This is a genomic window from Ralstonia sp. UBA689, from assembly GCF_002298975.1.
In the GTDB taxonomy this organism is placed as follows: domain Bacteria; phylum Pseudomonadota; class Gammaproteobacteria; order Burkholderiales; family Burkholderiaceae; genus Ralstonia.
Genome location: NZ_DBMV01000033.1, coordinates 88,093 through 110,146, shown reverse-complemented (window position 1 = coordinate 110,146; position 22,054 = coordinate 88,093). Strand labels below are relative to the sequence as shown.

Below are 22,054 nucleotides of genomic sequence, written 5' to 3'. Positions count from 1 at the left end.
CACTCATTAGGCGTGGTGCTCAATATCATCGAACGCGGCGACTGGGGCACCTCAACGTTGCTTTTGAGTCTCTTGTAGGAAATGAGAGGCTGCCGCTGCTGATTTGCTGGAGTGGCATGGTGGCGGCGCTTATTCGCGCGAAGCCATGCCGTCTCGAAATCTGGCAATCGCCGTTGCCATTTCTCCATCCTCCTCGGTCATCGCCCCCGAAGTTCGGGCGAGATCGATGGAAAAATGAATGACCTTAGGTAATGAAGGAAAAAAGCGTTTTGTTGATCCGCGTCGGGATGCTGGGGGACACGATCTGGGGGATGTCACCGATTGATAGTCTCATCGCGCATTACGGCCCTCACACCAAGGTCGACGTCGTCGTCAAGAAGGGGATGGCCGGGCTGTTCGTGCACGACCCGCGAGTTGGACGTGTGTTCGAGATCGCCAAGCGCAAAATCCCGCTGCCGTTCAGCCCAACGAAGTGGCGGGTGCTCCTGCACTCGCTGCGCCAGCCCTATGAGTTGGCGCTTGACATGGAGACCAAGTCCTTTTTTCGTGGATTGTTTTTGTTGTTGAGAGCCAAGAAGAAGGTCATGGGTTGCACCATCCGTGATCAGGTCGGTGCGCCGACTGAGCATGCGGTGATCTCTGTCCAGAGAATCACTCAACTTGCGATCCCCGAGGCGCTAGCTCACGCTGCCACCCCCAAGTTGATTGCGCCCACATCGATTGACTTGCAATCACTGATTCCGGGCAAGAGGCCCTACATATGCCTGCATTTCGGCAATAGCTGGATTGCCGCTGGCAGAAAGGCGCTGCGTGCTTGGCCGGCGCAGCAATGGCGGCAATTGCTCTCGAACTGGATGAACGACTTCCCCGGCTATACCCCCGTCATCATCGGGACTGCCTCCGAGGCAGAGCTGGCCGCATCGATTACGGACGGAATAGAAGGCCACATCAACCTATGTGGCAAGACAAATTTGCCGCAGATGATGGCCATCATGGCGGGCAGTGCCGGTTTGATTAGTACAGACACCGGCCCCAGCCACATGGCGGCCGCGCTTGGTGTTCCTGTGGTCTCCTTGTTCGGGCCGACGCTGGCGCTGCAAACGGGGCCGTTTGCTGACGGCAAAAACTTCGTTGACATCGTGTCGGCTAAGGTTTCCTGCAGTCCTTGCGTAGGCACACCTGCATTTCGGACATGCACGCACAATCGCTGCATGGAGGCCATTACGGCTCAGAGGGTGGCAGCTTCGGCTCAGGCGCTTATCCAATTGCGCCTGGATCCAAACCAATAGATCAGCGCTGCTGCGAGCAGGTTCTCCTAGTCAAAGTGAAGACCGTAGACCTGGCGGCAAGCTACAGCGATGCGGTCATTGTTGCCCCAGGTGTGGCCACGCGGATCCCCGTTCATCGCACCAACTGTGAACGGTGGCCGTTCCTTGCGCCTTTTGCCGCGCTTCATTGAAGTCTCGCCAATCGTCGTGCCAATACGAAAAGACAGTTGAACATCAAACCATGAATGACCAAAGTCCTCCGGCGATTGCTGACAAGCGCTGGTCCGTTGACGGCGATGTTAACGGCCATGCCTGCTCCAGGCCAAGCAGTGGGCTGCAACCGGCAGCCCCGGCGATGGGGCTGGTGCGACACTGGCGTGTAGCCATCGTGCTGCTGGTGGTCGCGTACCTGATCGCCGGCACCTTCTGGCGCGCGCCATGGAAGGCAGATGAGCCTTATTCATTCGGGGTGGTGCTCAACATCATCGAGCGCGGCGACTGGATCGTACCCAATGTGGCGTTCGAGCCTTTTGTCGAGAAACCGCCGCTACTGTACTGGAGCGGCGCGCTGGCCGCGCTGGCGGTGCCAGAGCTGCCACCGCATGAGGCGGTGCGGCTGGCGGTTCTGTTCTGGATGGCGCTGACTTGCGTGGCCGTATGGCGTACCGCGCGGCTACTGCGCGGAGAGGCATGGGCCTGGCGCATGCACATCGGTACGCCGCCGGCGCGCGACCATGGGCCAATCCCGCACGAGTGCCGCTTGGCCGGGCCGGATGCCAGCACGACCGCGCTGCACGACTACGCGCTGGGCGCCCTCCTGCTGTTTGTCGGCTGCATCGGGCTTGTCGAGCACGTGCACAAGTTCATTGCCGATGTGCCGCAACTGGCCGGCACGGCCACGGCGCTGTACGGCTTGGTGCGCTACGCCAAGGTCAGTGAGGAGGGCAGCGCCGACGGCGTACGGGTACTGCCTGCCGCATTGTGGTTCGGCACCGGCGTGGGCGTAGCGTTTCTTGGCAAGGGGGTGCTGGTACCGGGCCTCTTTGCAGTCACCGTGCTGGCGGCGATGGCCGTGTTACCTGATTTCCGTAGCCGCCAAGCGTGGCGGTTCTATCTGATCTCACTAGCGGTGGCGGCACCATGGCTGTTGATCTGGCCAGCCATCTTCTGGCGTGCGTCCCCAGAGCTGTTTATCGAATGGTTCTGGGTCAACAACATTGGCCGTTTCTTCGGTTTTTCGGAACTGGGGGGTGAAAAAAGTCCGCTCGCGACCTCCCTGCGCTCCGTCTTCTTGACGGGTACGCCGGCCGTGTGGCCAGCGCTGGGCATGCTGGGCTTGTCGATGTGGACGCTGGTGCGCCAGCGGGGACGCAGCACGGGGGTAGCATGGCTGCTGCGATATCAAGGACACGCAGCGGTGGCGCTGTTCGTGCTGGTGACGCTGACGGTCATGCTGCGCTCGGCGATGCTGCGCGATGTCTATCTGATGCCGCTGCAGCCTGCGCTGGCCGTGCTGGGCGCACCGGTGCTGCTGCTGATCGCGCCGGCCTGGCGCGCGCGCATGTGGGGTGCGGCAGTGGTGTTGTTCGGCGCGCTGGGGCTGGTGGTCTGGGCCGTATGGGGCGCCCTCGTCACCAGCGGCGGACTGCTGTTGCCGGGCTGGCTGGCCAAGGTGCTGAGCCGTGTGCTGCCGTTGCCCTACGACATGCTGGTGCACCCAGTCGCAGTGCTGGCGGCGGTGGGCATCACCGTGCTGTGGGCCGTCTGCGTGTGGCTGCGGCCGGCACGCTCGGGGGTGGTGGCGTGGGCCGCGGGCCTCAGTATGGTGTGGGGCCTGCTCGGCACACTGCTGATGCCGTGGGTGGACGACGCGCGCAGCTACCGTCCGTTGTTCCAGGCCATCAAGCCGATGCTGGAATCCGCGCAGATCTGCGTCGCCACACGCGGCATGGGGGAGAGCGAGCGCGCCATGATGCACTATGAAACGGGCGTGCGCCCGGTCAAATGGCTGCTGGGCCACAGCGGCCACGGCGATGCGCGCCATCCGAACCCCGCCGCACGCACCTGTGACCTGATGCTGGTGCTGGACAAGTCCGCCGAACGCAGCCGCCAACCCAAGGGCGCCGAGTGGGAAATGGTATGGCGCGGCAGTCGCCCGGGCGATACCAACGAGACCTTTTCGCTGTTCCAGCGGCGCAGCAATGGCATGGCCGAGGCATTGCCCTCGCCCGAGCCGATCGTGCCGCTGACCGACACGCCCAATCGCGGCCGTCATTAAGCGGCCGTCGCTGAGCCCCATGCGCTACGCTCTGGGTAGCGCGTTTCCCTGTTTTCCCACCCAATGACGTCCACCCTTCGCGTAGCGTTTGCCGGCACGCCTGAATTTGCGCAGATCGCCCTGGCGGCCATCCACCAAGCCGACTTCTCCCTAGTCGCCGTATTGAGCCAGCCGGATCGCCCGGCCGGGCGCGGCATGCAATTGCAGGCGAGCCCCGTCAAGCAGTATGCCGTGTCGCATGGGCTCGGGCCGATCCTGCAGCCTCCTTCATTGCGCCGCGCGGGCAAGTACCCGCAGGAAGCCGCCGAGGCCATCGACGCGCTGGCCGCGCAGCGTCCCGACGTGATGGTGGTGGCTGCGTACGGCCTGATCCTGCCGCATGAAGTGCTCGACTTGCCGCGTTTCGGCTGCATCAACATCCACGCGTCGCTGTTGCCGCGCTGGCGTGGGGCGGCGCCTATCCATCGCGCCATCGAAGCCGGTGATGCCGAATCGGGCATCACGCTCATGCAGATGGATGCCGGCCTGGACACCGGCGACATGATCGCCATGGAACACGTGCCCATCGGCCTGACCGACACCACGGGCACGCTGCACGATACGCTGGCCGCGCTCGGCGGGCGCATGGTGGTGGACGCGCTCGCCAAGCTCGCGCAAGACAGCAAGCTGAGCGCCACGCCACAGCCAGCCGAGGGCGTCACGTACGCCGAGAAGATCGCCAAGGACGAGGCGGCGCTCGATTGGTCGCGCCAGTCCGCCGCGCTGCTGCGACAGGTGCATGCCTTCAACCCGTTCCCCGGCGCATCGGCCTCGCTCGATGGCGTGACGATCAAGTTCTGGCAGGCCGAGGCGCTGACGGACAAACCGGCCGACGCCGAACCCGGCACGGTGCTCGCCGCCAACGCCGATGGCGTGACGATTGCCTGTGGCGCCGGTGCGCTGCGCGTGACACAGTTGCAGAAGCCGGGCGGCAAGCGCCTGCCCGCGCGCGAATTCCTGCAGAGCCTGACGATCCAGCCGGGCCAGCGCTTCGCTTCGCGCGCCTGAAGCACCGCAGCTCCCTTATCTATATAGAGAGGACCTCGCCATGACCATGCTGGGCATCGTCAACCTGCCGCTCTTCATGCTGGCCGTGTTCCTGCTGAATGTGACGCCAGGGCCGGACACGGCCTACATTGTCGGGCGCAGCGTTTCGCAGGGGCGGGTGGCGGGACTGATGTCGGCCCTGGGCGTGTCGGGCGGCTGCTGCGTGCATGTGCTGGCGGTAGCCTTCGGGCTGACGGCGCTGCTGGCAGCCTCCACCGTGGCCTTCACTGTCATCAAGGTGGTAGGCGCGGCCTACCTGATCTACCTGGGCGGGCGCATGCTGCTGGCGCCGCCCGATCGCGACGACGACGCCCCAGCGGAAACCGCTGAACAGGCCGCCGCCTCACGCCGTCCGCGTCCGCTCAAGGCGCTGTTCATGCAGGGGTTTCTGACCAATGTGCTGAACCCGAAGGTCGTGCTGTTCTTCCTGTCGTTCTTCCCGCAGTTCGTTGACCCGCATGCCAACCACAAGGCGGCGGCGTTCCTGGCGCTGGGCGCGGTGTTTATCGTCATGTCGACGGTGTGGAACAGCCTGGTGGCCTGGGTGGCAGCGAGCGTTACGCGCCGCGTGGCGGGCAAGCCGGGCATCAAGCGCTGGCTCGATCGCGTAGTGGGCACGGCGTTCATCGGGCTGGGTGCGCGCCTGGCCTTCACCACTCGTTGACCAAGCAACGGTCCGGCGCGGCGAAATCACGCGTAAGCATCGCGCAAACCCTTGAATCTTCGGCGATTATCGCGATCTAAGAGACTCGAAAAATTGTCCTGACCGGACACCATAGACCCACAGGAGCCACGCCCCCATGTTCAACTGGATCAAGACCTTCATGCTGATGGCAGCGATCACCGCGCTGTTCATCGTCATCGGCGGCATGATCGGCGGACGCAACGGGATGATGCTGGCGCTGCTGTTCGCGCTGGGCATGAATTTCTTCTCGTACTGGTTCTCCGACAAGATGGTCCTGCGCATGTACAACGCGCAGGAAGTCAACGAAGCCTCCGCACCACAGTTCTACCGCCTGGTGCAGGAACTCGCCGGCCGCGCCGGCCTGCCGATGCCCCGCGTCTACCTGATCGACGAGGCCCAGCCCAACGCGTTCGCCACCGGCCGCAACCCGGAGCACGCCGCCGTGGCGGCCACCACCGGCATCCTCAACATCCTGAGTGAGCGCGAATTGCGCGGCGTGATGGCACACGAGCTGGCCCACGTGCAGCACCGCGACATTCTCATCTCCACCATCTCAGCCACCATGGCCGGCGCAATTTCGGCGCTGGCCAACTTTGCGGTGTTCTTCGGCGGGCGCGACAGCGAAGGGCGCCCGGCCAACCCGATCGCCGGGATTGCGGTGGCGATCCTCGCGCCGCTGGCAGCAGCGATGATCCAGATGGCGATCTCCCGCGCGCGCGAGTTCGAAGCCGACCGCGGCGGCGCCGAGATCAGCGGCGACCCGCAGGCGCTGGCCTCCGCGCTGGACAAGATTCACCGCTACGCCGCCGGTATCCCGTTTGCCGCCGCCGAGGCGCATCCGGCCACCGCGCAGATGATGATCATGAACCCGCTGCACGGCGGCGGCCTGGCCAACCTGTTCAGCACGCACCCGGCCACGGAAGAGCGCATTGCGCGCCTGATGCACATGGCGCAGACCGGGCAGTATCCGGCGTAGGCGATCGCTTCCCTTATACTTCTGCAGTCCGCACGAGCCCGCCCACCGCGGGCTCGCTGCTTTTCACCCGCCTGATTCTTCCGCACCGATGCGCCTGCCCCCCGACTCCCTCGCCCACGCCTTATCGCTTGCCGCCGTTGCGGTGGAAAAGCTGCGGCAAGGCACGGCTTTGCCGCAGGCCATCGATACCGCGTGCCAAGGCGAGGCCGGCCCCACGCGCGGCCCGGTGCGAGGCGCCGTGCAGGACCTCGCCTATCGCGCCACGCGCTGGCTCGGCAGCACCGACTGGCTGATCCGCACGCTCATCCCACGTCCGCCCGCCGAGGGCGCCGCCAACCTGCTGCGCGTGGCGCTGGCCCAGTTGCTGGACGATCCTCTGCCGTATGCCCCCTTCACGGTGGTCGACCAGACCGTGCGCGCCGCCTCGGCCGACCCGAAGCTCGCGCACGGCAAAGGCATGGTCAACGGCGTACTGCGACGTTTCCTGCGCGAGCAAAACGAACTGGTTGCCGCCATGCAGGCCGACCCGGTGGCCGCCAACAACTACCCCCGGTGGTGGATCGACGCCGTGCGCGACGCCTATCCCGACGCATGGCAGAGCATCCTGGCCGCCGGTAACCGCCGCCCGCCGATGGTGCTGCGTGTGAACCCGCGCCGCGTTACCGTCGACGCTTACCTCGCGCGCCTGCTTGACGCCGGCATCGACGCCGAGCGCATCGGCGAGCAGGCAGTGCGCCTGACCCGTGCCGTACCGGTCATCGAGTTGCCGGGCTTTGCTGAGGGCGACGTCTCGGTACAGGACGCCGGCGCGCAACTGGCGGCCGCGCTGCTCGACGTGGCGCCGGGCCAGCGCGTGCTGGATGCCTGCGCCGCTCCCGGCGGCAAGACCGGCCATCTGCTGGAACTAGCGGACAACCTGGACGTGACGGCGCTTGAATCCGATGCCGCGCGCGCCGTGCGCATCGATGAGAACCTCGCGCGGCTTTCCCAGACCGCCACCGTTTGCGTGGGCGACGCGGCCAGCCCCGACACCTGGTGGGACGGCCGCCCGTTCGACCGCATCCTGGCCGACGTGCCGTGCTCGGCGGCCGGCATCGTGCGGCGCCATCCGGACATCCGCTGGCTGCGGCGCCCGGCCGATCTCAAGGCGCTGGCCGCACTGCAGCGGGACATCGTGCGCGCCCTGTGGACATGTCTGGCGCCCGGTGGCAAGTTGCTTTACGTCACCTGTTCGATTTTCCCGACGGAAGGCGAGGCCCAGGCCGGATGGTTTGAACGCCATCTGGAAGATGCGATACGATTGCACGCGCCCGGTCAGTTGCTGCCGACCACGCCCGACGCGGCGCGAGCTGGCGGTTTCGCCTCCGGTCGCAGTGCCCCCGAAGCTTTGCCCCTGCCGCTCGATCACGACGGCTTCTTTTACGCAGTGTTCCAGAAACGGCCTTGACGCACCGACCGTTGTGACAGCCACCTTCCGCCCATCGCTCCGGCTAATGCCCACCCGATTCCGGCAGATGCTGCATCGGCTTGTCATACTGGGCATGCTGTGCCTGTTGTGGACAACGGCACCCTCCGCACAGACCATCGAAGTCAATCGCGCCCAACTGGAATATGCCGACGGCGGCTGGAACCTCTCCGCCGACTTCGGTTTCGACCTGCCTGGCAACCTGGAAGACGCGGTCAACAAAGGCATCGCGCTCTATTTCCTCGTCGAGTTCGAGCTGATCCGCCCGCGCTGGTACTGGTTCGATGACCATGCCGTCAGCGCCACGCGCGTAGTGCGGCTGTCGTACCACCCGCTCACGCGCCAGTACCGCGTGTCGACCGGCGGCCTGCAGGTGCCGTTCTCGCGCCTGAAAGACGCCGTTGACTTCATGCAGCACGTGCGCGGCTGGCGCGTGTTCGATCAACGCGCCGTCAAGCCCGGCGAGACCGCGCAGGCCGAGGTGCGCATGCGCCTAGACGTAACGCAGTTGCCCAAGCCGTTCCAGATCAACGCTCTCAATACGCGCGACTGGAACCTCACCTCCGACTGGAAGCGCTTCGGCTTCCTGGTGCCGAACGAGGTCGGCGCGACTCCGCCTCCACCCGCGCCACCGCAGCCCGCACCAACGTCCACGCCGCCCGCCAGCGCGCCGGCGTCTTCCACCCCGACGCCGGGCACATCGGGCCAGTCGTCCAATCCAGGCTGGGGCATGACGGCCGGCCCCTCCAATGCGGCCTCGCTTTTGCTGCCGGCGCCTGCCAAATGATCTTCGACCGCAGCTACAAGCGCCTGCTCTATCAGGTGGTGGCGGGCACCATCGTCTTTCTGGCGATCGTGCTGGTGGGCCTGCTGGCGGCGGCATCGGCCAACACCGAGTTCTTCGACCGTTATTTCACGCTGCTCTATAAGGTCAACCTCGTCATCGGCGTGATGCTGGTGGTGATCATCGGCGGGCTGATGCTGGCGCTGGCGCTGCGCGCGCGGCGCGGCAAGTTCGGCACGCGGCTGATGACCAAGCTGGCCGTGTTCTTCGGCGTGGTGGGTGTGCTGCCAGGGGTGCTGATCTATCTGGTGTCGCTGCAGTTCGTCTCGCGCAGCATCGAGTCGTGGTTCGACGTGAAGGTGGAATCGGCACTGGAGGCCGGCCTGAACCTGGGCCGCTCGACCATGGACACCGCACTGGCGGACCTGCAGAACAAGGCGCGCCTGATCGCCGAGCAGGTGGGCGACGGCTCGGCCTCCGCCACGGCCATCACGCTCAACCGCCTGCGCGAGCAGTTCGGCGTGCAGGAAGCGACCATCTTCACCGCCAGCGGCCGCGTGGTCGCCACCGCGTCGAGCACGTACGACACGCTCGTGCCGAACCTGCCCGACCAGGCGGTGCTGGAGCAGGCGCGCACACCCGGCGGCTACGCCAGCCTGGAAGGCGGCAGCGACAACGAAGGCGATAGCGGTCCGGCGCCCTCCGCACGCAGCAACAACCGCCGCAACGATCTCTACCAACTGCACGTGGTGGTGGCACTGGGCACGGCCTCGCGCGAAGATTCGGGGCTCGGGCTGAACTCGCCGGCGCGCAAGTGGGCCGGCACGGGGCTGCTGGCCGATCGCCGTCCAGAGGATGGCGGCAACGCCGCGCGCGGCTTCGGCCTGATCGGCGAGGCCGGCCGCGAGGAGCGCTTCCTGCAGCTCGTGCAGCCGGTGCCGCAGGCGCTCGCACGCAATGCCGATGCCGTGCAGCGCGCCTACCAGGAATACCAGGAGAAGGCGCTCGGCCGCACCGGCCTGCGCAAGATGTACATCGGCACGCTCACGCTGACGCTGTTCCTGGCCGTGTTCATCGCGGTGATGCTGGCGCTGCTGCTCGGCGCGCAACTGGCGCGGCCACTGCTGATGCTGCTGCAGGGCACGCGCGAAGTGGCCGAGGGCGACCTCTCGCCCAAGCGCGAGCTGCACACGCGCGACGAACTCGGCCTGCTCACGCAGCAGTTCAACCAGATGACGCGCCAGTTGGCCGATGCGCGCCGCGCAGTGGAGCAGAATCGCGCGGCACTCGAGCAGTCGAAGGCCTATCTCGAAAGCGTGCTGACCAACCTGACCGCCGGCGTGTTCGTGTTCGACCACCGCTTCGTGCTGCTGACCGCCAACCCCGGCGCCGAGCGCATCTTCAAGCAGCCCTTCGGCGCGTGGGTCGGGCAGAGCCTGACCGGCATCGCGCCGCTGGCCGCCTTCGCCCCGGTGGTCGAACAGGCCTTCGCCGAACACGACGTAAGCGCCGCAGCGGGCGGCATGGCGGTGCACTGGCAGAAGCAGGTCGAGATCCCGCTGGAAGACGAAGACGAACCGCTCACGCTGCTGGTGCGCGGCACGCGCCTGCCGGGGCCATCGGTGGGCGCGCACGGAACCGAGCGCGGCTACGTGGTGGTGTTCGACGATATCTCCGACGTGATCTCGGCGCAGCGCTCGGTGGCGTGGGGCGAAGTCGCGCGGCGCCTGGCGCACGAGATCAAGAATCCGCTCACGCCCATTCAGCTTTCGGCCGAGCGCCTGGAGATGAAGCTCTCGCCCAAACTGACGGATGCCGATGCAGAGGTGCTGCGCCGCGGCGCCACCACCATCGTCAACCAGGTTGCGGCCATGAAGCGCATGGTGGACGACTTCCGCGACTACGCGCGCACGCCGCCGGCTGTGCTGCAGGAGCTGGACCTCAACGCGCTATGTGCCGAGGTGCTGCACCTGTACGGCATCGATCACCCCGGCAAGCACGATCATCCGGTCATCGAGGTCAAGCTTGGCGAGGGATTGCCGTTGATCAAGGGCGATCCAACGCAATTGCGCCAGGTCATCCACAACCTGCTCCAGAACGCGCAGGACGCGGTGGCCGAGAATGAAGCCTCCGGGCGGGCCGCTCCACATGTCATGTTGCAAACTGACACTGTAGAATACGACGACGCTTCGGGCGCGCGGCGGCAGGCCGTGCGGCTTGCGATCGCGGACAACGGCAGCGGGTTCTCTTCCCGCATCCTCAACCGCGCCTTCGAGCCGTACGTCACGACCAAAGCCAAGGGCACAGGGTTGGGCTTGGCCATGGTCAAGAAGATCATGGACGAGCACGGCGCGCGCATCGAATTGCGCAACCGCCAGTCCCAATCGGGCACCGACACCATCGGCGCCCAGGTTTCCATCCTGTTCGTAAAACTCGCGTAGCGCGGACGGCAATCCCGCCGCACATAGAGGAAAAGCATGGCCACCATCCTCGTTGTCGACGACGAAATGGGTATCCGGGAGTTGCTCTCCGAAATTCTCGGAGACGAAGGACACGTCGTCGAACTCGCCGAGAACGCGCAGCGCGCGCGTGAATACCGCGCAAATGCAACACCCGATCTCGTCCTGCTCGATATCTGGATGCCGGACACTGATGGCGTGACGCTGCTCAAGGAGTGGGCGTCGCAAGGTCTGCTGACCATGCCGGTGATCATGATGTCGGGTCACGCCACGATCGACACCGCCGTGGAAGCGACCAAGATCGGCGCGCTGAACTTCCTCGAGAAACCCATCGCGCTGCAGAAGCTGCTGACCGCGGTCGAGCAGGGTTTGTCGCGCAGCAAGGAAAAGCCGCGCGCGGCCACACCGGCGGCAGCGCCGGCAGCAGGCCTCGGCCTTGCTGGGGCCGCGCCGAATGCCGCTGCCGCAGGCGCACCCGCCACGCTTGACCGCGCTGACATCAACGGCGTGCCCGCTCGCGCAGCCGAGGGCGGCGGCATGCAGTTCTCGTTCGACATGCCGCTGCGCGAAGCGCGCGACCTATTCGAGCGTGCCTACTTCGAATACCACCTGCAGCGCGAAGGCGGCAGCATGACCCGCGTGGCCGAAAAGACTGGCCTGGAGCGCACCCACCTGTACCGCAAACTCAAGCAGTTGGGCGTCGAACTCTCGCGCAATAAAGGCGAGTCAGCCGCCTCTTGATCGACAGATGAATTGACGGAACGCTTGACGGCGGAGGACAAACCCTGCCATACTTGCATTTCTTTGCTTGGCCCGGTAGCTCAGTTGGTAGAGCAGCGGATTGAAAATCCGCGTGTCGGTGGTTCGATTCCGCCCCAGGCCACCAAAATTCTTCGTTCCGCAAGGTCAATCGATTCTGCGGAGCAACAAAAAAGACCTCCTCGCGAGGTCTTTTTTCATTTCCAGCCCCACCTTCCGGGCACCCGCCTTTCCATGGATCGCCGCACCCGTCGCCGATCTGCGACGGATCGCCGCAACCACAAAAATTGCGCCAAACCCTCTTGACGCAGCGCAGCTCAGGGTATACCTAGCGCGGCAAATTGCGCCAAATTGTCGCAGCCCTCGGTATAGTGACTCAACGCTATCAGGCGGCAAGCACAAGGAGACACTCCATGGCACTCGTTGGCACCGGTCACCACTTCCATTTCCACGCTTTCGACGGCATCAGCCGCAAGACGCGGTTGACGTGGTTGCGCAATGCCGCAGCGCTGACGTGCCTGATGGCGCTCATCGCGGCCATGTGGGTCGGCGGCAACCTGTCGGCCCTGATGCACACGCCGATCATGGATGGCGTTTCGCCGCTCGCGGCGGTGATGATTCTGGCATGCACCTGCATGGCCATGAGCCTGCTTGGCCTGATCGCTGCCGGGTTCTTTCAGTTCCGCATGGAGCAACTCGACGCGCCCGCGACAGCCTGAGCTGCGCACTTCACCACTCCAGACGGAGGCTTCGGCCTCCGTTTTGTTTTTTGTGGCACTGAATCCAGCGCATCCGCCCGCCGAAACAGCCGTCTCGTCGATCGGTTAACTTGACTCATTTGTTTCAATGCCATAGATTTTGAAACAAATGGATCAACACAACCGCCGATGACCTTTGATGAGCTGACGCAAACCCTGCGCGACCGCGCGTCCGACCTGTCGCCGCAACTGCAGCGCGCCGCCATGCTGCTGGAAACCCACCAGAGCGATATTGCGTTGTTGTCGATGCGCGACTTGGCGCGACGATGCGACCTGCCGCCAGCTACGTTCTCGCGGCTGGCGCGGGCGCTGGGCTTTGAAGACTTTGCCGCGTTGCGCGAAGTCTGCGTGAGTCATCTCCGCCAGCAGGCCGACGGCTTTGCCGGCCGCGCGAGCGCGTTGCAGGGTGACGACGACGCAGGCGCGCCGGAAGCCGAGCGCATCGGCGCGGCCATTGGCTCCAACGTGCAGGCGGCGTTTTCGCCGGCCAACCTCGCGACGCTGGAGACCGTGGCGGCCGCCCTGTGCAAGGCACGCCGCGTGTTCCTGCTCGGCGCGCGCAGTTGCCTCGCGCTCACGCATGCGTTCGGCTATGCCGCGCAGCTCTTCGACGACAAGGTCACGCTGTGCAGCGGCACCGGCAACACGCTGGCCGATCCGCTGCGCTTCTGCGGCGAGGGCGACGTCGTCATCGCCGTCACGTTCGACCCGTACACGCGCGAAGTGATCGAGGCGATGCAGTACGCGCACGAGCGCGGCGCGCGTCTCGTGTATGTGACCGACAGCGCGTTTGCGCCGGGCACCGAACTGGCGTGGCAACAGTTGGTCGCGCCCGTGGCAATCCCCTCGTTCTTCCATTCGCTGGCCGCACCGTTGGCGCTGCTCGATGCGCTGCTGATGACGTGGTTCCGCCACGCCGGCCCCACCGCGCTCGCGCACTTGGCCGACAGCGACGCCCAGCTCAAGCAACAACACGCCTACGTGCGCAGCGCCCGCCGCAGTGAAGCGGCTGTCGCGATGCCGCCTCAACGCTGACCTTGCTGACCTTGCCGACTTTTCCCAACCGATCATGACACCCTCCACCACCTCCGTTTTCCACCGCGACCCGCGCAAGGCGCTGCCCACCGCCATTGGCGGCGAGGGCATGACCCTGATCGATGCCGAGGGCAAACGCTACCTCGACGCCTGCGGTGGCGCAGCCGTTTCGTGTCTCGGTCACGGCCACCCGCGGGTGGTCGAGGCCATCTGCAAGCAGGTGCGCGCGCTGGCGTATGCGCACACGTCGTTCTTCACGACCGACGTGGCGGAGGAGTTGGCCGCACGCCTGACCGCCGCCGCACCGGGCGATCTCGACCACGTGTACTTCGTCTCGGGCGGTTCGGAAGCCATCGAGGCGGCGCTCAAGCTGGCACGCCAATACTTCGTCGAGATCGGCCAGCCGCAGCGCCAATACTTCATTGCGCGGCGCCAGAGCTATCACGGCAACACGCTCGGTGCGCTGGCGATCGGCGGCAACGCCTGGCGACGCGAGCCGTTCCTGCCGCTGCTGGTGCCAGCGCATCATGTGTCGCCATGCTTCGCCTATCGTGAGCGTCGCGATGGCGAGACCGACGCGCAATACGTGCAGCGCCTGGCCGACGAACTGGACGCCAAGATCATCGAACTTGGCGCCGGCAACGTCGCCGCCTTCGTTGCCGAGACGGTGGTGGGCGCCACGGCCGGCGCGGTGCCGCCGGTGGCGGATTACTTCCGCAAAGTCCGCACGGTGTGCGATCGCCACGGCGTGCTGTTGCTGCTGGACGAGGTGATGTCCGGCATGGGCCGTACCGGCTACCTCTTTGCGTGCGAGGAAGACGGCGTGGTGCCCGACCTGATCGCCATCGCCAAGGGCCTGGGCGGCGGGTATCAGCCGATCGGCGCGACGCTGGTGAGCCGCCGCATCTATGACGCCATCACGCGCGGCAGCGGCTTCTTCCAGCATGGCCACACCTACATCGGCCACGCCACGGCGTGCGCGGCGGCGCTGGAAGTGCAGAAGGTGATTGCCGAAGAAAACTTGCTCGCCAACGTGCAGGCGCGCGGCGAGCAACTGCGCGCTGCACTGCGCTCGCGCTTTGCCGATCACCCGCACGTGGGCGACGTGCGCGGGCGCGGGCTGTTCGTCGGCGTCGAGCTGGTGGCCGATCGCGCCACCAAGGCGCCGCTGCCGCCTGCACGCAAGACGCACGCGCGCGTGAAGGCCGAAGCCATGCAGCGCGGCCTGATGGTCTACCCGATGGGCGGCACGATCGACGGCCTGCGCGGCGACCACATCCTGCTCGCGCCGCCGTTCATCGCCACCGCCCAGGACATCGATGCCATCGTCGAGCGCCTGGGTGATGCGGTGGAAGCCGCCACGGCGAACGCGCTGGAGGCCGCATGACGCACCGGCCGATCGCCATCGCCGTGGCACCCAACGGCGCACGCAAGACGCACGCCGATCACCCCGCGCTGCCGATCACGCCCGATGAACTGGCCGCCTGCGCGCGTCAATGCGTCGACGCCGGCGCGGCGATGCTGCATTTGCATGTGCGCCACCCCGATGGCACGCACAGCCTGGAGCCGGGCGACTACCACCCGGCCATCGCCGCTGTGCGGCAGGCGGTGGGCGATGCGCTGGTGATTCAGGTCACCACCGAGGCCGTCGGCATCTATACGCCCGAACAGCAGATGGCATCGGTGCGCGCGCTGCAGCCGGAGGCGATCTCCGCTGCGCTGCGCGAGTTGGTCCCTGATGCCGCCCATGAAACCGAGGCGGCGCGCTTCTTCGCCGAACTCGCAGCGGCACGCACGGCGATCCAGTACATCCTCTATTCCGCCGACGACGTGGTGCGCTACCGCGACCTGCGCACGCGCGGCATCCTGCCCGAGACACCGCACTGGGTGCTGTTCGTGCTCGGCCGCTACAGCGCGGGGCAACGCTCGGACCCATCGGACCTGCTGCCGTTCCTGCACACCTGGGCCGACGGCGGCGAGCTGACGGCCAACGTGCCCTGGGCGATGTGCGCGTTCGGCCCGCGCGAAGCCGAATGCGCGCTCACCGCCGCGCTGCTCGGTGGCCACGCGCGCCTGGGCTTCGAGAACAACATGCTGCTGCCCGACGGCAGCGCCGCGCCCGACAACGCGGCACTCGTCACCAACCTGCGTCGCCATATCGACGCGCTGCATCGCCCACTGGCCAGCGCCGCAGAACTGCGCGGCTGGTTCGGCAGATAACCCACCCGAATTGCACACCACGAAGTCATCACACAGACGGCCCCGACACGCATCGGGCCGCGCCACACAACCATTGGAGGAAGTATGCGTTTCACTATCCGCTGTATCCCGTTGGCCCTCGCTGGCGTGCTCGCTGCCAGCGCGCACGCCCAGGCACTCGAAGGCACGCTCAAAAAGATCCAGGACAGCAACACCATCCTGATCGGCGTGCGCGAATCATCGATTCCGTTTTCGTATCGCGACAGCAAGAACCAGATCATCGGTTTCTCGGCCGACCTGTGTTCGCGCGTAATCGACGCGGTCAAGCAGAAGACCGGCAAGCCCGGTCTGCAGGTGCAACAGATTCCCGTCACCTCGCAAAACCGCACGTCGCTGGTGCAGAACGGCTCGGTGGACCTGGAGTGCGGGGTGACCACGCATTTGAAGTCGCGCGAACAGCAGACGGCGTTCTCCACCACCTTCTTCATCGCCGGCACGCGCCTGCTGACCAACGTGAGTTCGGGCGTGAAGGATTTTCCGGACCTGACCGGCAAATCGGTCATCACCAATGCGGGGACGACGTCGGAGCGCATCCTGCGCAAGATGAACGACGAGAAGAAGATGAACATGAACGTCATCAGCGGCAAGGACTATGGTGAGTCCTTCCTCACGCTGCAAAGCGGCCGCGTGGCGGCGTTCATGATGGATGACGTGCTGTTGGCCGGCGCGCGCACGCTGGCGCAGAAGCCCACCGACTGGGTCGTGACGGGCACGCCGCAGTCATTCGAGGCCTATGGCTTCATGCTGCGCAAGGACGATCCGCAGTTCAAGAAGCTGGTGGACGACACGCTCACTGGCGTCATGAAGAGCGGCGAGATCAAAGCGCTCTACGCAAAATGGTTCGAGAAGCCAGTGCCGCCCAAGAGCATCAACTTCAACTTCCCGATGGGCGAGCAGTTGAAGGCGCTGTACGCCAACCCGAACGACACGCCGTTCGAGTAAGCCACCGCGCGCTAGGCAACAGCTTGGGCCACCGTCATGCGGTCCGGCTGTGTGCGGGCCGCCAGCAGGTGCTGCGCGGCCCAGCGGCCGGTTTCGGCAGCGCCGTCGGTCCAAGGACTGCCGAGGTAGTCGCCGGCCAGCACGACGCGGCGACCCCGCCCGAGCGCGGAGCCGAGTGCGGCGCGATAAGTCGCCACCGCTCGCGCCCGTCCCACCGGGGAGAGCGGCTCCGCCGCCTGCCAGCGCTGCAGGTGCGTCGCCTGCGCCGCCCGGCCGATGCCGGGTAGATGCACGTCCATGGCTTCGATCACGAAGCGGGTGAGCTCGGTATCGTTCAGATGGATCGCCTCGCCGGCAGCCTGCGCCCCGAGCATCGCGCAGACGATCGTCCCGTCGCCGGGCGTCTGCCCTGGCTGGAACGTCAGCGCGGCAAGCGGGCTGCCCTCCACCGGCGCATACAGCGCACCGTACACCGGCTGGAACACCTTCGGCACCGACCAAGACGGCGACAGGCCAAGCGCCAGATGCACGCTCGGCGCATAGCGCGCGGCCAGCACGGCACGCTCTTCCTCCGTGGGCCGCGACAGCCAATCTTGCGTGATGTGCGCGGGCGTGGCGAGCACCGCACCATCGGCGTTCAGCCATTCTCCGTTGACGTTGACGCGCACGCCGCCCGACGTTTCCTCCACGGCTTCCACGCTGGCGCCATAACGCACGTCGAGCGCTGCGGCCATCGCGCGCGGCAAGGCCTGCCAGCCGCCATCGACGGTCAGCGTATCCGCGCCGTTGAACGCGGTCAGTGCCGCCAGCAGTGCTCGCGACGTCCCGGCCAGCCGATGAAAGTACAAGCCGTGGACCATCGGCTCGAAGAAATAGCGCGCGGCCGCATCGCCAAACACGCGCGCGCTCCAGTCCAGCGCATCGGCATCATCGTAGGCGCTGAGGCTGGCGTAGTGATTTGGGTCGATGCCACGCAATTCGCGCGCGGTGACCAGGGCCCCGCGCACCATCCGCCAGGTCTCGCCCCAGGTGAGCTGGCCGCCGGAACCGAGCGTCCAAGGGCGCTTGGTGTGCACCGTGTGGAAGACCGACCCGCGTTGCATGGCGGCCACGGCCGACGTCTTGCGCAGGCGTGACGCCAGCCCGGTGTCCTGCAGCAGCGGCAGCACGTGGCGATAGCGCGACGATACAAACTGCGCGCCGCACTCGATGGTCTGCCCATGGAACAGCACACTGCGAATGCGCCCGCCGGGCGAGCGCGCCGCTTCCAGCACGGTGACGGTGCAGCCGGCCTGCTGCAGATGGCGTGCGGCATTCAGCCCGGCAATGCCCGCACCCACAACGATGAAATCTCGCATGGCAAGGAAGAAGGAGGAGACGCCGCCTACAATACCGGCCGGCTGCGCACCATACACAGCCTGTCAGTTTTCCTTCGAGGACGCCACGATGCCGAAAACCACCCGCTCACACTGGATCGAAGCCGGTTTCGAGCTGCTCGACATCGAGGGTGCCGGCGGCGTTTCCGCTGAACGCCTTGCCCGTCGCCTGAACGTGACGCGCGGCGCGTTCTACCACCACTTCACCAGCCGCGAAGACTACGTGCGCAGCCTGCTCGCCGAATGGGAACGCGCCTATACCGGCAGCATCCTCTCGCTCATCCAGCCCGGCGACACTGCTGAAACGCTGCTCATGCGCTACCTCGACGTGGCCGCATCGATGCACCCGCAGCGCGAAGTCGCCATCCGTGCCTGGGCCATGCGCGAGCCGTTGGTGGCCGAAACGCTGCAGCGCGTGGATGCACTGCGCCTGGCCTTCTCCACCTCGCTATGCAGCCTGGAAGGCGGCGCGCCGGGCGACGCTGCGTTCTGGGGCCGCATCGCGCACCTGTGCTTCATCGGCGCGCAGCAAACCACGGCGCGTCCCGGTCCCGAGGCGTTCCGGACGCTCTTCCTGAAGCTGTTTGCGATGTCGCAGCGGCTGGCCATGCAGCCCGCGACGAGCTAAATGCCCGCCTGCGCGACGGCCTCGATGCGCGCAACGTGCACGGCCTGCTTGATGTGGGCGGGGTTGTCGGCGTAGCGCCTGGCGACGGCACCGGCATCGATGGATGTGGCCGCCTGCAGCGCACGCATCAGGCGTTCCGTTTGCGGATAGGCGCGATCTTCAAACCCGAGGCGACCGCGTGCATCCGCCTCACATGCCTGCAGCGCCTGACGGAAACGTTCGGGCTTGCGCAGCGCATCGCAGCGCTCCAGCAAGCGCACCAGGGCGGTGGCGTCAAAGCCATCGCTGCGGTGGATATTGCCGTGCTCGCGCGCGACGACGACTGCCAGATCGCGGCAGTCGGTCGGCACGCGCAGGCGCTGGCAGACCGCTTCGATCATCGGCACGCTGCGTTCTTCGTGGCCGATGTGGCGCGGCAAAACGTCGACGGGCGTGGTGCCCTTGCCCAGGTCGTGCACCAGCGCGGCAAAGCGCACCGGCAGCGGCGCATCCATGGCGGCGGCGGTCTCGATCACCATCATGGTGTGCACGCCGGTGTCGACCTCTGGGTGGTAGTCGGCGCGCTGCGGCACGCCCCACAGGCGATCGAGTTCGGGAAGCAGGCGGACCAGCGCGCCGCAGTCGCGCAGCACGGCGAACATGCGCGCCGGGTGCGCTTCCAGCAGCCCGCGGGCGATCTCCTGCCACACGCGCTCGGGCACCAGCGCATCGACCTCACCGGCCTGCACCATGCGCTGCATCAGCGCGTTGGTTTCGGGTGCCACGTGAAAGTCCGCAAAGCGGGCGGCAAAGCGCGCCACGCGCAGGATGCGCACCGGGTCTTCTGCAAAGGCGTCGGACACATGCCGGAACGTGCGCGCGGCCAGGTCGGCCTGTCCGCCGTATGGGTCGATGACCGGGCCGACCAGCGCGCCGTCTTCCGCCACGCGCTTTGCCATCGCGTTGATGGTCAGGTCGCGGCGGATCAGATCGTCTTCGAGCGTGACGTCGGGTGCGTAGTAGACCGAGAAGCCCTTGTAGCCGGCAGCCGTCTTGCGCTCGGTGCGGGCCAGCGCGTACTCGGCCTGCGTGCGCGGGTGCAGGAAGACCGGGAAATCCTTGCCGACCGCGCGAAAGCCGCGTGCCTCCAGCGCCTCGGGCGTGGCTCCGACGACCACGTAGTCGCGATCCTGCACGGGCAGCCCGAGCAACGCGTCACGAATCGCGCCGCCCACGGCATATACATCCAGCCCATGCGTGGCCGGATCAACGACGCTGCCCCCCACCAGTGCCGCGCGTTCCGTCATTGATTGGCGGCGACCAGCGTTTCCTCGTCTGGCGCGGTACGGTACGGCTCGTCGTCGGCGAGGAAATCATGCTCGGCACGCGCGCCGTCGATCCACTCCTGCATGGCGGGCAGATTGAGGATGTGGTCGGCATACGCCTTGGCGGCTTCGGGCAGGCGCACGCCGTAGGTGGCGAAGCGGCTGACCACCGGCGCGTAGAACGCATCCGCCACCGTGAAGTGGCCAAACAGGAACGGGCCTTCGGCTGCGTACTTCTGGCGCAGCTCTGTCCACATGGCGGCAATGCGGTCGATGTCGCGCTGCACGGCCACGTTCCAGCCCATGCCGGGCAGCACGGCTGTCACGTTCATCGGCATGTTGCTGCGCAGGCTGCCAAAGCCGGAGTGCATCTCGGCGCAGATCGAGCGGGCATGTGCGCGCGCCTTCGGGTCTTGCGGCCACAGTTGCGCGCGCGGGAAGCGCTCGGCCAGCGTTTCGCAGATCGCCAGCGAATCCCACACATTCATATCGCCATCGACCAGCACGGGCACGCGGCCAGCCGGCGAATGACGTGCCACGTCGGCGGCAAAGCTCTCGCTCAGCAGGCGCACGCGGATCTCCTCGAACGGAATGCCGGCCTGCTTGGCCAACAGCCACGGGCGTAGCGACCACGACGAATAGTTCTTGTTGCCGATGACCAGTTTCATGATTCCCGTCCTTGGAGAGTGCACTGCAATGATTATGGGAGCGCGCCTGCAGCGCGCCGGGCGCCGGACGCTCTTGTTCTTGACGATGGCGAAGGTCTGCAGCGCGGGGCGAACGGGCCATTCTAGACCTGCGCTGCAGCGCGACAAAATGAAACGGATTGGCCACCGTTGTTAGATGAACTCACAACTAGCGCCCACAACGGTGCCCGCCCGGCTAGCGATGCGCCCGAGCGCGGACGGAGCGCAACCCGGAATTCGGTCCGAAGCCGGCCAGCGCAGGCAGCATCACGGCCTCCATGCCGAGCGGATGGATGCCGAGTTCCGGCGCGACCGGCTCGGCGCTGACGTTGTCCACGCGCATGGAGTCGAGGTTGTCGCGCGAGAGGGGCGCCCCAGGCAGATGCTCGAACAACGCGGCCTGCATACGGCCCAGGCCCTCGGGCAGCGGCACGATCCAGCGCCGGTGCCCACTGGCACGCCCAGCAAAACGCATCAGCTCGGCCAGGGTGTAGATGCGCGGGCCGACCAGCGCGTACGCATGCCGCACCGTGGCCGGGTTGTCGAGCGCATTGACGAAGGCAGCAGCCACGTCGTCCACATAGACAGGCTGGAAGCGCGCGTCGGCGCAGGCCAGCGGCACAAACGGGGCCATGCGCTGCATGCGTGCGAACAGGTTCAGGAAATGATCCTGCGGACCGAACACCACCGAGGGGCGGAACACGGTCCAGTCCAGTTCGCTGTTCATGACCACGCGCTCGCCATCGCCCTTGCTGCGCTGATACATCGACGGGCCGGTCGGATCGGCGCCCAATGCGCTCATGTGCAGCAGCCGGTTCACGCCGTGACGGCGGCAGGCGGCCACGATACGGCGGGGCAGATCGACATGCACCCGCTGGAAGATCGGGCCATACGGCATCGCGCGAGCGTCCTGCAGCACGCCAACGAGGTTGATGACGGCGCAATGCTCGCTGCCGCGTTCCGTCAGCGCCAGGAACAGCGCGTCGAGGGCATCGTCAGCGTAGATGTCGGCGTCCATCACATCCACGCGCGGCAGCAGCGTGAGATTGTGTGCCCGGGCAGATTCGGCATCGCGCGTGGGCACGATCACACGGCCCTCGGGCAGGCCGGGCGCGGCGAAGGTCTCGGTCACCAGGCGCGAGAGCAACTGCGTGCCGATGAAACCGGTGCCGCCGAAAACGAGCAGGTTGGAGGTATGCATGGTGGCATCTCCAAGACGGGTGGGGAGCTTCACCACAATACATCCCGAAGGCGATCGACCCCAAGGCCGTTGAGCGGGTTTCACAATCTGCCCATGAAACCGTGC

19 protein-coding genes and 1 tRNA gene are annotated in these 22,054 nt (G+C 66.3%); 16 read left to right on the top strand and 4 right to left on the bottom strand.

Annotated features, from left to right (window positions below; translation table 11 throughout):
• The first annotated feature begins 251 nt into the window (after positions 1-251).
• The 15 genes from B4F51_RS15015 to B4F51_RS14945 all read left to right on the top strand — a co-directional run bounded on the left by B4F51_RS15015 (position 252) and on the right by B4F51_RS14945 (position 16,754).
• Complete coding sequence (locus tag B4F51_RS15015) at positions 252-1,289, top strand: glycosyltransferase family 9 protein (RefSeq protein ID WP_296226747.1); 1,038 nt, start codon at positions 252-254, stop codon at positions 1,287-1,289.
• 334 nt (positions 1,290-1,623) lie between these two features.
• Positions 1,624-3,546, top strand: a complete 1,923-nt coding sequence (locus tag B4F51_RS15010) for an ArnT family glycosyltransferase (protein ID WP_296227087.1) — start codon at positions 1,624-1,626, stop codon at positions 3,544-3,546.
• Positions 3,547-3,609: 63 nt separating this feature from the next.
• Positions 3,610-4,593 carry a methionyl-tRNA formyltransferase gene (gene fmt / locus B4F51_RS15005; RefSeq protein ID WP_296226745.1) on the top strand — a complete coding sequence of 328 codons (984 nt, stop codon included), beginning with the start codon at positions 3,610-3,612 and terminating at the stop codon, positions 4,591-4,593.
• Between the two features lie 40 nt (positions 4,594-4,633).
• Positions 4,634-5,296, top strand: coding sequence for a LysE family translocator (locus B4F51_RS15000; RefSeq protein ID WP_296226743.1), 663 nt, complete (start codon positions 4,634-4,636; stop codon positions 5,294-5,296).
• A 136-nt stretch (positions 5,297-5,432) separates the two neighbouring features.
• Positions 5,433-6,293 (top strand): zinc metalloprotease HtpX, encoded by an 861-nt coding sequence (gene htpX / locus B4F51_RS14995; RefSeq protein WP_296226741.1) that lies wholly within the window; start codon positions 5,433-5,435, stop codon positions 6,291-6,293.
• An 88-nt stretch (positions 6,294-6,381) separates the two neighbouring features.
• Positions 6,382-7,740, top strand: a complete 1,359-nt coding sequence (gene rsmB / locus B4F51_RS14990; RefSeq protein ID WP_296226739.1) for a 16S rRNA (cytosine(967)-C(5))-methyltransferase RsmB — start codon at positions 6,382-6,384, stop codon at positions 7,738-7,740.
• A 13-nt stretch (positions 7,741-7,753) separates the two neighbouring features.
• Entirely contained in the window at positions 7,754-8,545 is a 792-nt protein-coding gene (locus B4F51_RS14985; protein ID WP_414706776.1) for a DUF4390 domain-containing protein, read from the top strand.
• Positions 8,542-10,983, top strand: coding sequence for a sensor histidine kinase (locus B4F51_RS14980; RefSeq protein WP_296226735.1), 2,442 nt, complete (start codon positions 8,542-8,544; stop codon positions 10,981-10,983). Before B4F51_RS14985 ends, B4F51_RS14980 begins: the two co-directional genes overlap by 4 nt.
• Before the next feature lie 36 nt (positions 10,984-11,019).
• Complete coding sequence (locus B4F51_RS14975; protein WP_296226733.1) at positions 11,020-11,742, top strand: response regulator; 723 nt, start codon at positions 11,020-11,022, stop codon at positions 11,740-11,742.
• A 69-nt stretch (positions 11,743-11,811) separates the two neighbouring features.
• Positions 11,812-11,887 (top strand) — tRNA-Phe (locus tag B4F51_RS14970).
• Positions 11,888-12,173: 286 nt separating this feature from the next.
• On the top strand, positions 12,174-12,479 hold the full coding sequence (locus tag B4F51_RS14965) for a hypothetical protein (RefSeq protein ID WP_296226732.1): 306 nt from the start codon (positions 12,174-12,176) through the stop codon (positions 12,477-12,479).
• 168 nt (positions 12,480-12,647) lie between these two features.
• On the top strand, positions 12,648-13,553 hold the full coding sequence (locus tag B4F51_RS14960) for a MurR/RpiR family transcriptional regulator (RefSeq protein ID WP_296226730.1): 906 nt from the start codon (positions 12,648-12,650) through the stop codon (positions 13,551-13,553).
• A gap of 34 nt (positions 13,554-13,587) precedes the next feature.
• Positions 13,588-14,940, top strand: coding sequence for an aspartate aminotransferase family protein (locus B4F51_RS14955; RefSeq protein ID WP_296226729.1), 1,353 nt, complete (start codon positions 13,588-13,590; stop codon positions 14,938-14,940).
• Positions 14,937-15,773 (top strand): 3-keto-5-aminohexanoate cleavage protein, encoded by an 837-nt coding sequence (locus tag B4F51_RS14950; RefSeq protein WP_296226727.1) that lies wholly within the window; start codon positions 14,937-14,939, stop codon positions 15,771-15,773. The genes B4F51_RS14955 and B4F51_RS14950 overlap by 4 nt, the downstream gene beginning before the upstream one ends.
• Positions 15,774-15,857: 84 nt before the next feature.
• Positions 15,858-16,754 carry a transporter substrate-binding domain-containing protein gene (locus B4F51_RS14945; protein WP_296226725.1) on the top strand — a complete coding sequence of 299 codons (897 nt, stop codon included), beginning with the start codon at positions 15,858-15,860 and terminating at the stop codon, positions 16,752-16,754.
• Between the two features lie 11 nt (positions 16,755-16,765).
• On the opposite strand, the gene B4F51_RS14940 is transcribed toward B4F51_RS14945, so the two are convergent.
• Complete coding sequence (locus B4F51_RS14940; RefSeq protein ID WP_296226724.1) at positions 16,766-18,112, bottom strand: protoporphyrinogen/coproporphyrinogen oxidase; 1,347 nt, start codon at positions 18,110-18,112, stop codon at positions 16,766-16,768.
• 88 nt (positions 18,113-18,200) lie between these two features.
• On the opposite strand from B4F51_RS14940, the gene B4F51_RS14935 reads away from it, so the two are divergent.
• On the top strand, positions 18,201-18,758 hold the full coding sequence (locus B4F51_RS14935) for a TetR/AcrR family transcriptional regulator (protein ID WP_296226722.1): 558 nt from the start codon (positions 18,201-18,203) through the stop codon (positions 18,756-18,758).
• Here B4F51_RS14935 and B4F51_RS14930 read toward each other — a convergent pair.
• The 3 genes from B4F51_RS14930 to B4F51_RS14920 form a co-directional block, all read right to left on the bottom strand.
• Positions 18,755-20,044, bottom strand: a complete 1,290-nt coding sequence (locus B4F51_RS14930) for a multifunctional CCA addition/repair protein (protein WP_296226720.1) — start codon at positions 20,042-20,044, stop codon at positions 18,755-18,757. The genes B4F51_RS14935 and B4F51_RS14930 overlap by 4 nt on opposite strands.
• Positions 20,041-20,730: a glutathione S-transferase family protein gene (locus B4F51_RS14925; protein ID WP_296226718.1), complete on the bottom strand. Its 690-nt coding sequence runs from the start codon at positions 20,728-20,730 to the stop codon at positions 20,041-20,043. Before B4F51_RS14925 ends, B4F51_RS14930 begins: the two co-directional genes overlap by 4 nt.
• A 214-nt stretch (positions 20,731-20,944) precedes the next feature.
• Positions 20,945-21,949 (bottom strand): complex I NDUFA9 subunit family protein, encoded by a 1,005-nt coding sequence (locus tag B4F51_RS14920; RefSeq protein ID WP_296226717.1) that lies wholly within the window; start codon positions 21,947-21,949, stop codon positions 20,945-20,947.
• Between the last annotated feature and the right edge of the window lie 105 nt (positions 21,950-22,054).

Coding starts and splice junctions, on each gene's coding strand:
- B4F51_RS15015 (WP_296226747.1), top strand. CDS start 252: ATGAAGGAAAAAAGCGTTTTGTTGATCCGCGTCGGGATGCTGGGGGAC.
- B4F51_RS15010 (WP_296227087.1), top strand. CDS start 1,624: ATGGGGCTGGTGCGACACTGGCGTGTAGCCATCGTGCTGCTGGTGGTC.
- fmt (WP_296226745.1), top strand. CDS start 3,610: ATGACGTCCACCCTTCGCGTAGCGTTTGCCGGCACGCCTGAATTTGCG.
- B4F51_RS15000 (WP_296226743.1), top strand. CDS start 4,634: ATGACCATGCTGGGCATCGTCAACCTGCCGCTCTTCATGCTGGCCGTG.
- htpX (WP_296226741.1), top strand. CDS start 5,433: ATGTTCAACTGGATCAAGACCTTCATGCTGATGGCAGCGATCACCGCG.
- rsmB (WP_296226739.1), top strand. CDS start 6,382: ATGCGCCTGCCCCCCGACTCCCTCGCCCACGCCTTATCGCTTGCCGCC.
- B4F51_RS14980 (WP_296226735.1), top strand. CDS start 8,542: ATGATCTTCGACCGCAGCTACAAGCGCCTGCTCTATCAGGTGGTGGCG.
- B4F51_RS14975 (WP_296226733.1), top strand. CDS start 11,020: ATGGCCACCATCCTCGTTGTCGACGACGAAATGGGTATCCGGGAGTTG.
- B4F51_RS14965 (WP_296226732.1), top strand. CDS start 12,174: ATGGCACTCGTTGGCACCGGTCACCACTTCCATTTCCACGCTTTCGAC.
- B4F51_RS14960 (WP_296226730.1), top strand. CDS start 12,648: ATGACCTTTGATGAGCTGACGCAAACCCTGCGCGACCGCGCGTCCGAC.
- B4F51_RS14955 (WP_296226729.1), top strand. CDS start 13,588: ATGACACCCTCCACCACCTCCGTTTTCCACCGCGACCCGCGCAAGGCG.
- B4F51_RS14950 (WP_296226727.1), top strand. CDS start 14,937: ATGACGCACCGGCCGATCGCCATCGCCGTGGCACCCAACGGCGCACGC.
- B4F51_RS14945 (WP_296226725.1), top strand. CDS start 15,858: ATGCGTTTCACTATCCGCTGTATCCCGTTGGCCCTCGCTGGCGTGCTC.
- B4F51_RS14940 (WP_296226724.1), bottom strand. CDS start 18,112: ATGCGAGATTTCATCGTTGTGGGTGCGGGCATTGCCGGGCTGAATGCC.
- B4F51_RS14935 (WP_296226722.1), top strand. CDS start 18,201: ATGCCGAAAACCACCCGCTCACACTGGATCGAAGCCGGTTTCGAGCTG.
- B4F51_RS14930 (WP_296226720.1), bottom strand. CDS start 20,044: ATGACGGAACGCGCGGCACTGGTGGGGGGCAGCGTCGTTGATCCGGCC.
- B4F51_RS14925 (WP_296226718.1), bottom strand. CDS start 20,730: ATGAAACTGGTCATCGGCAACAAGAACTATTCGTCGTGGTCGCTACGC.
- B4F51_RS14920 (WP_296226717.1), bottom strand. CDS start 21,949: ATGCATACCTCCAACCTGCTCGTTTTCGGCGGCACCGGTTTCATCGGC.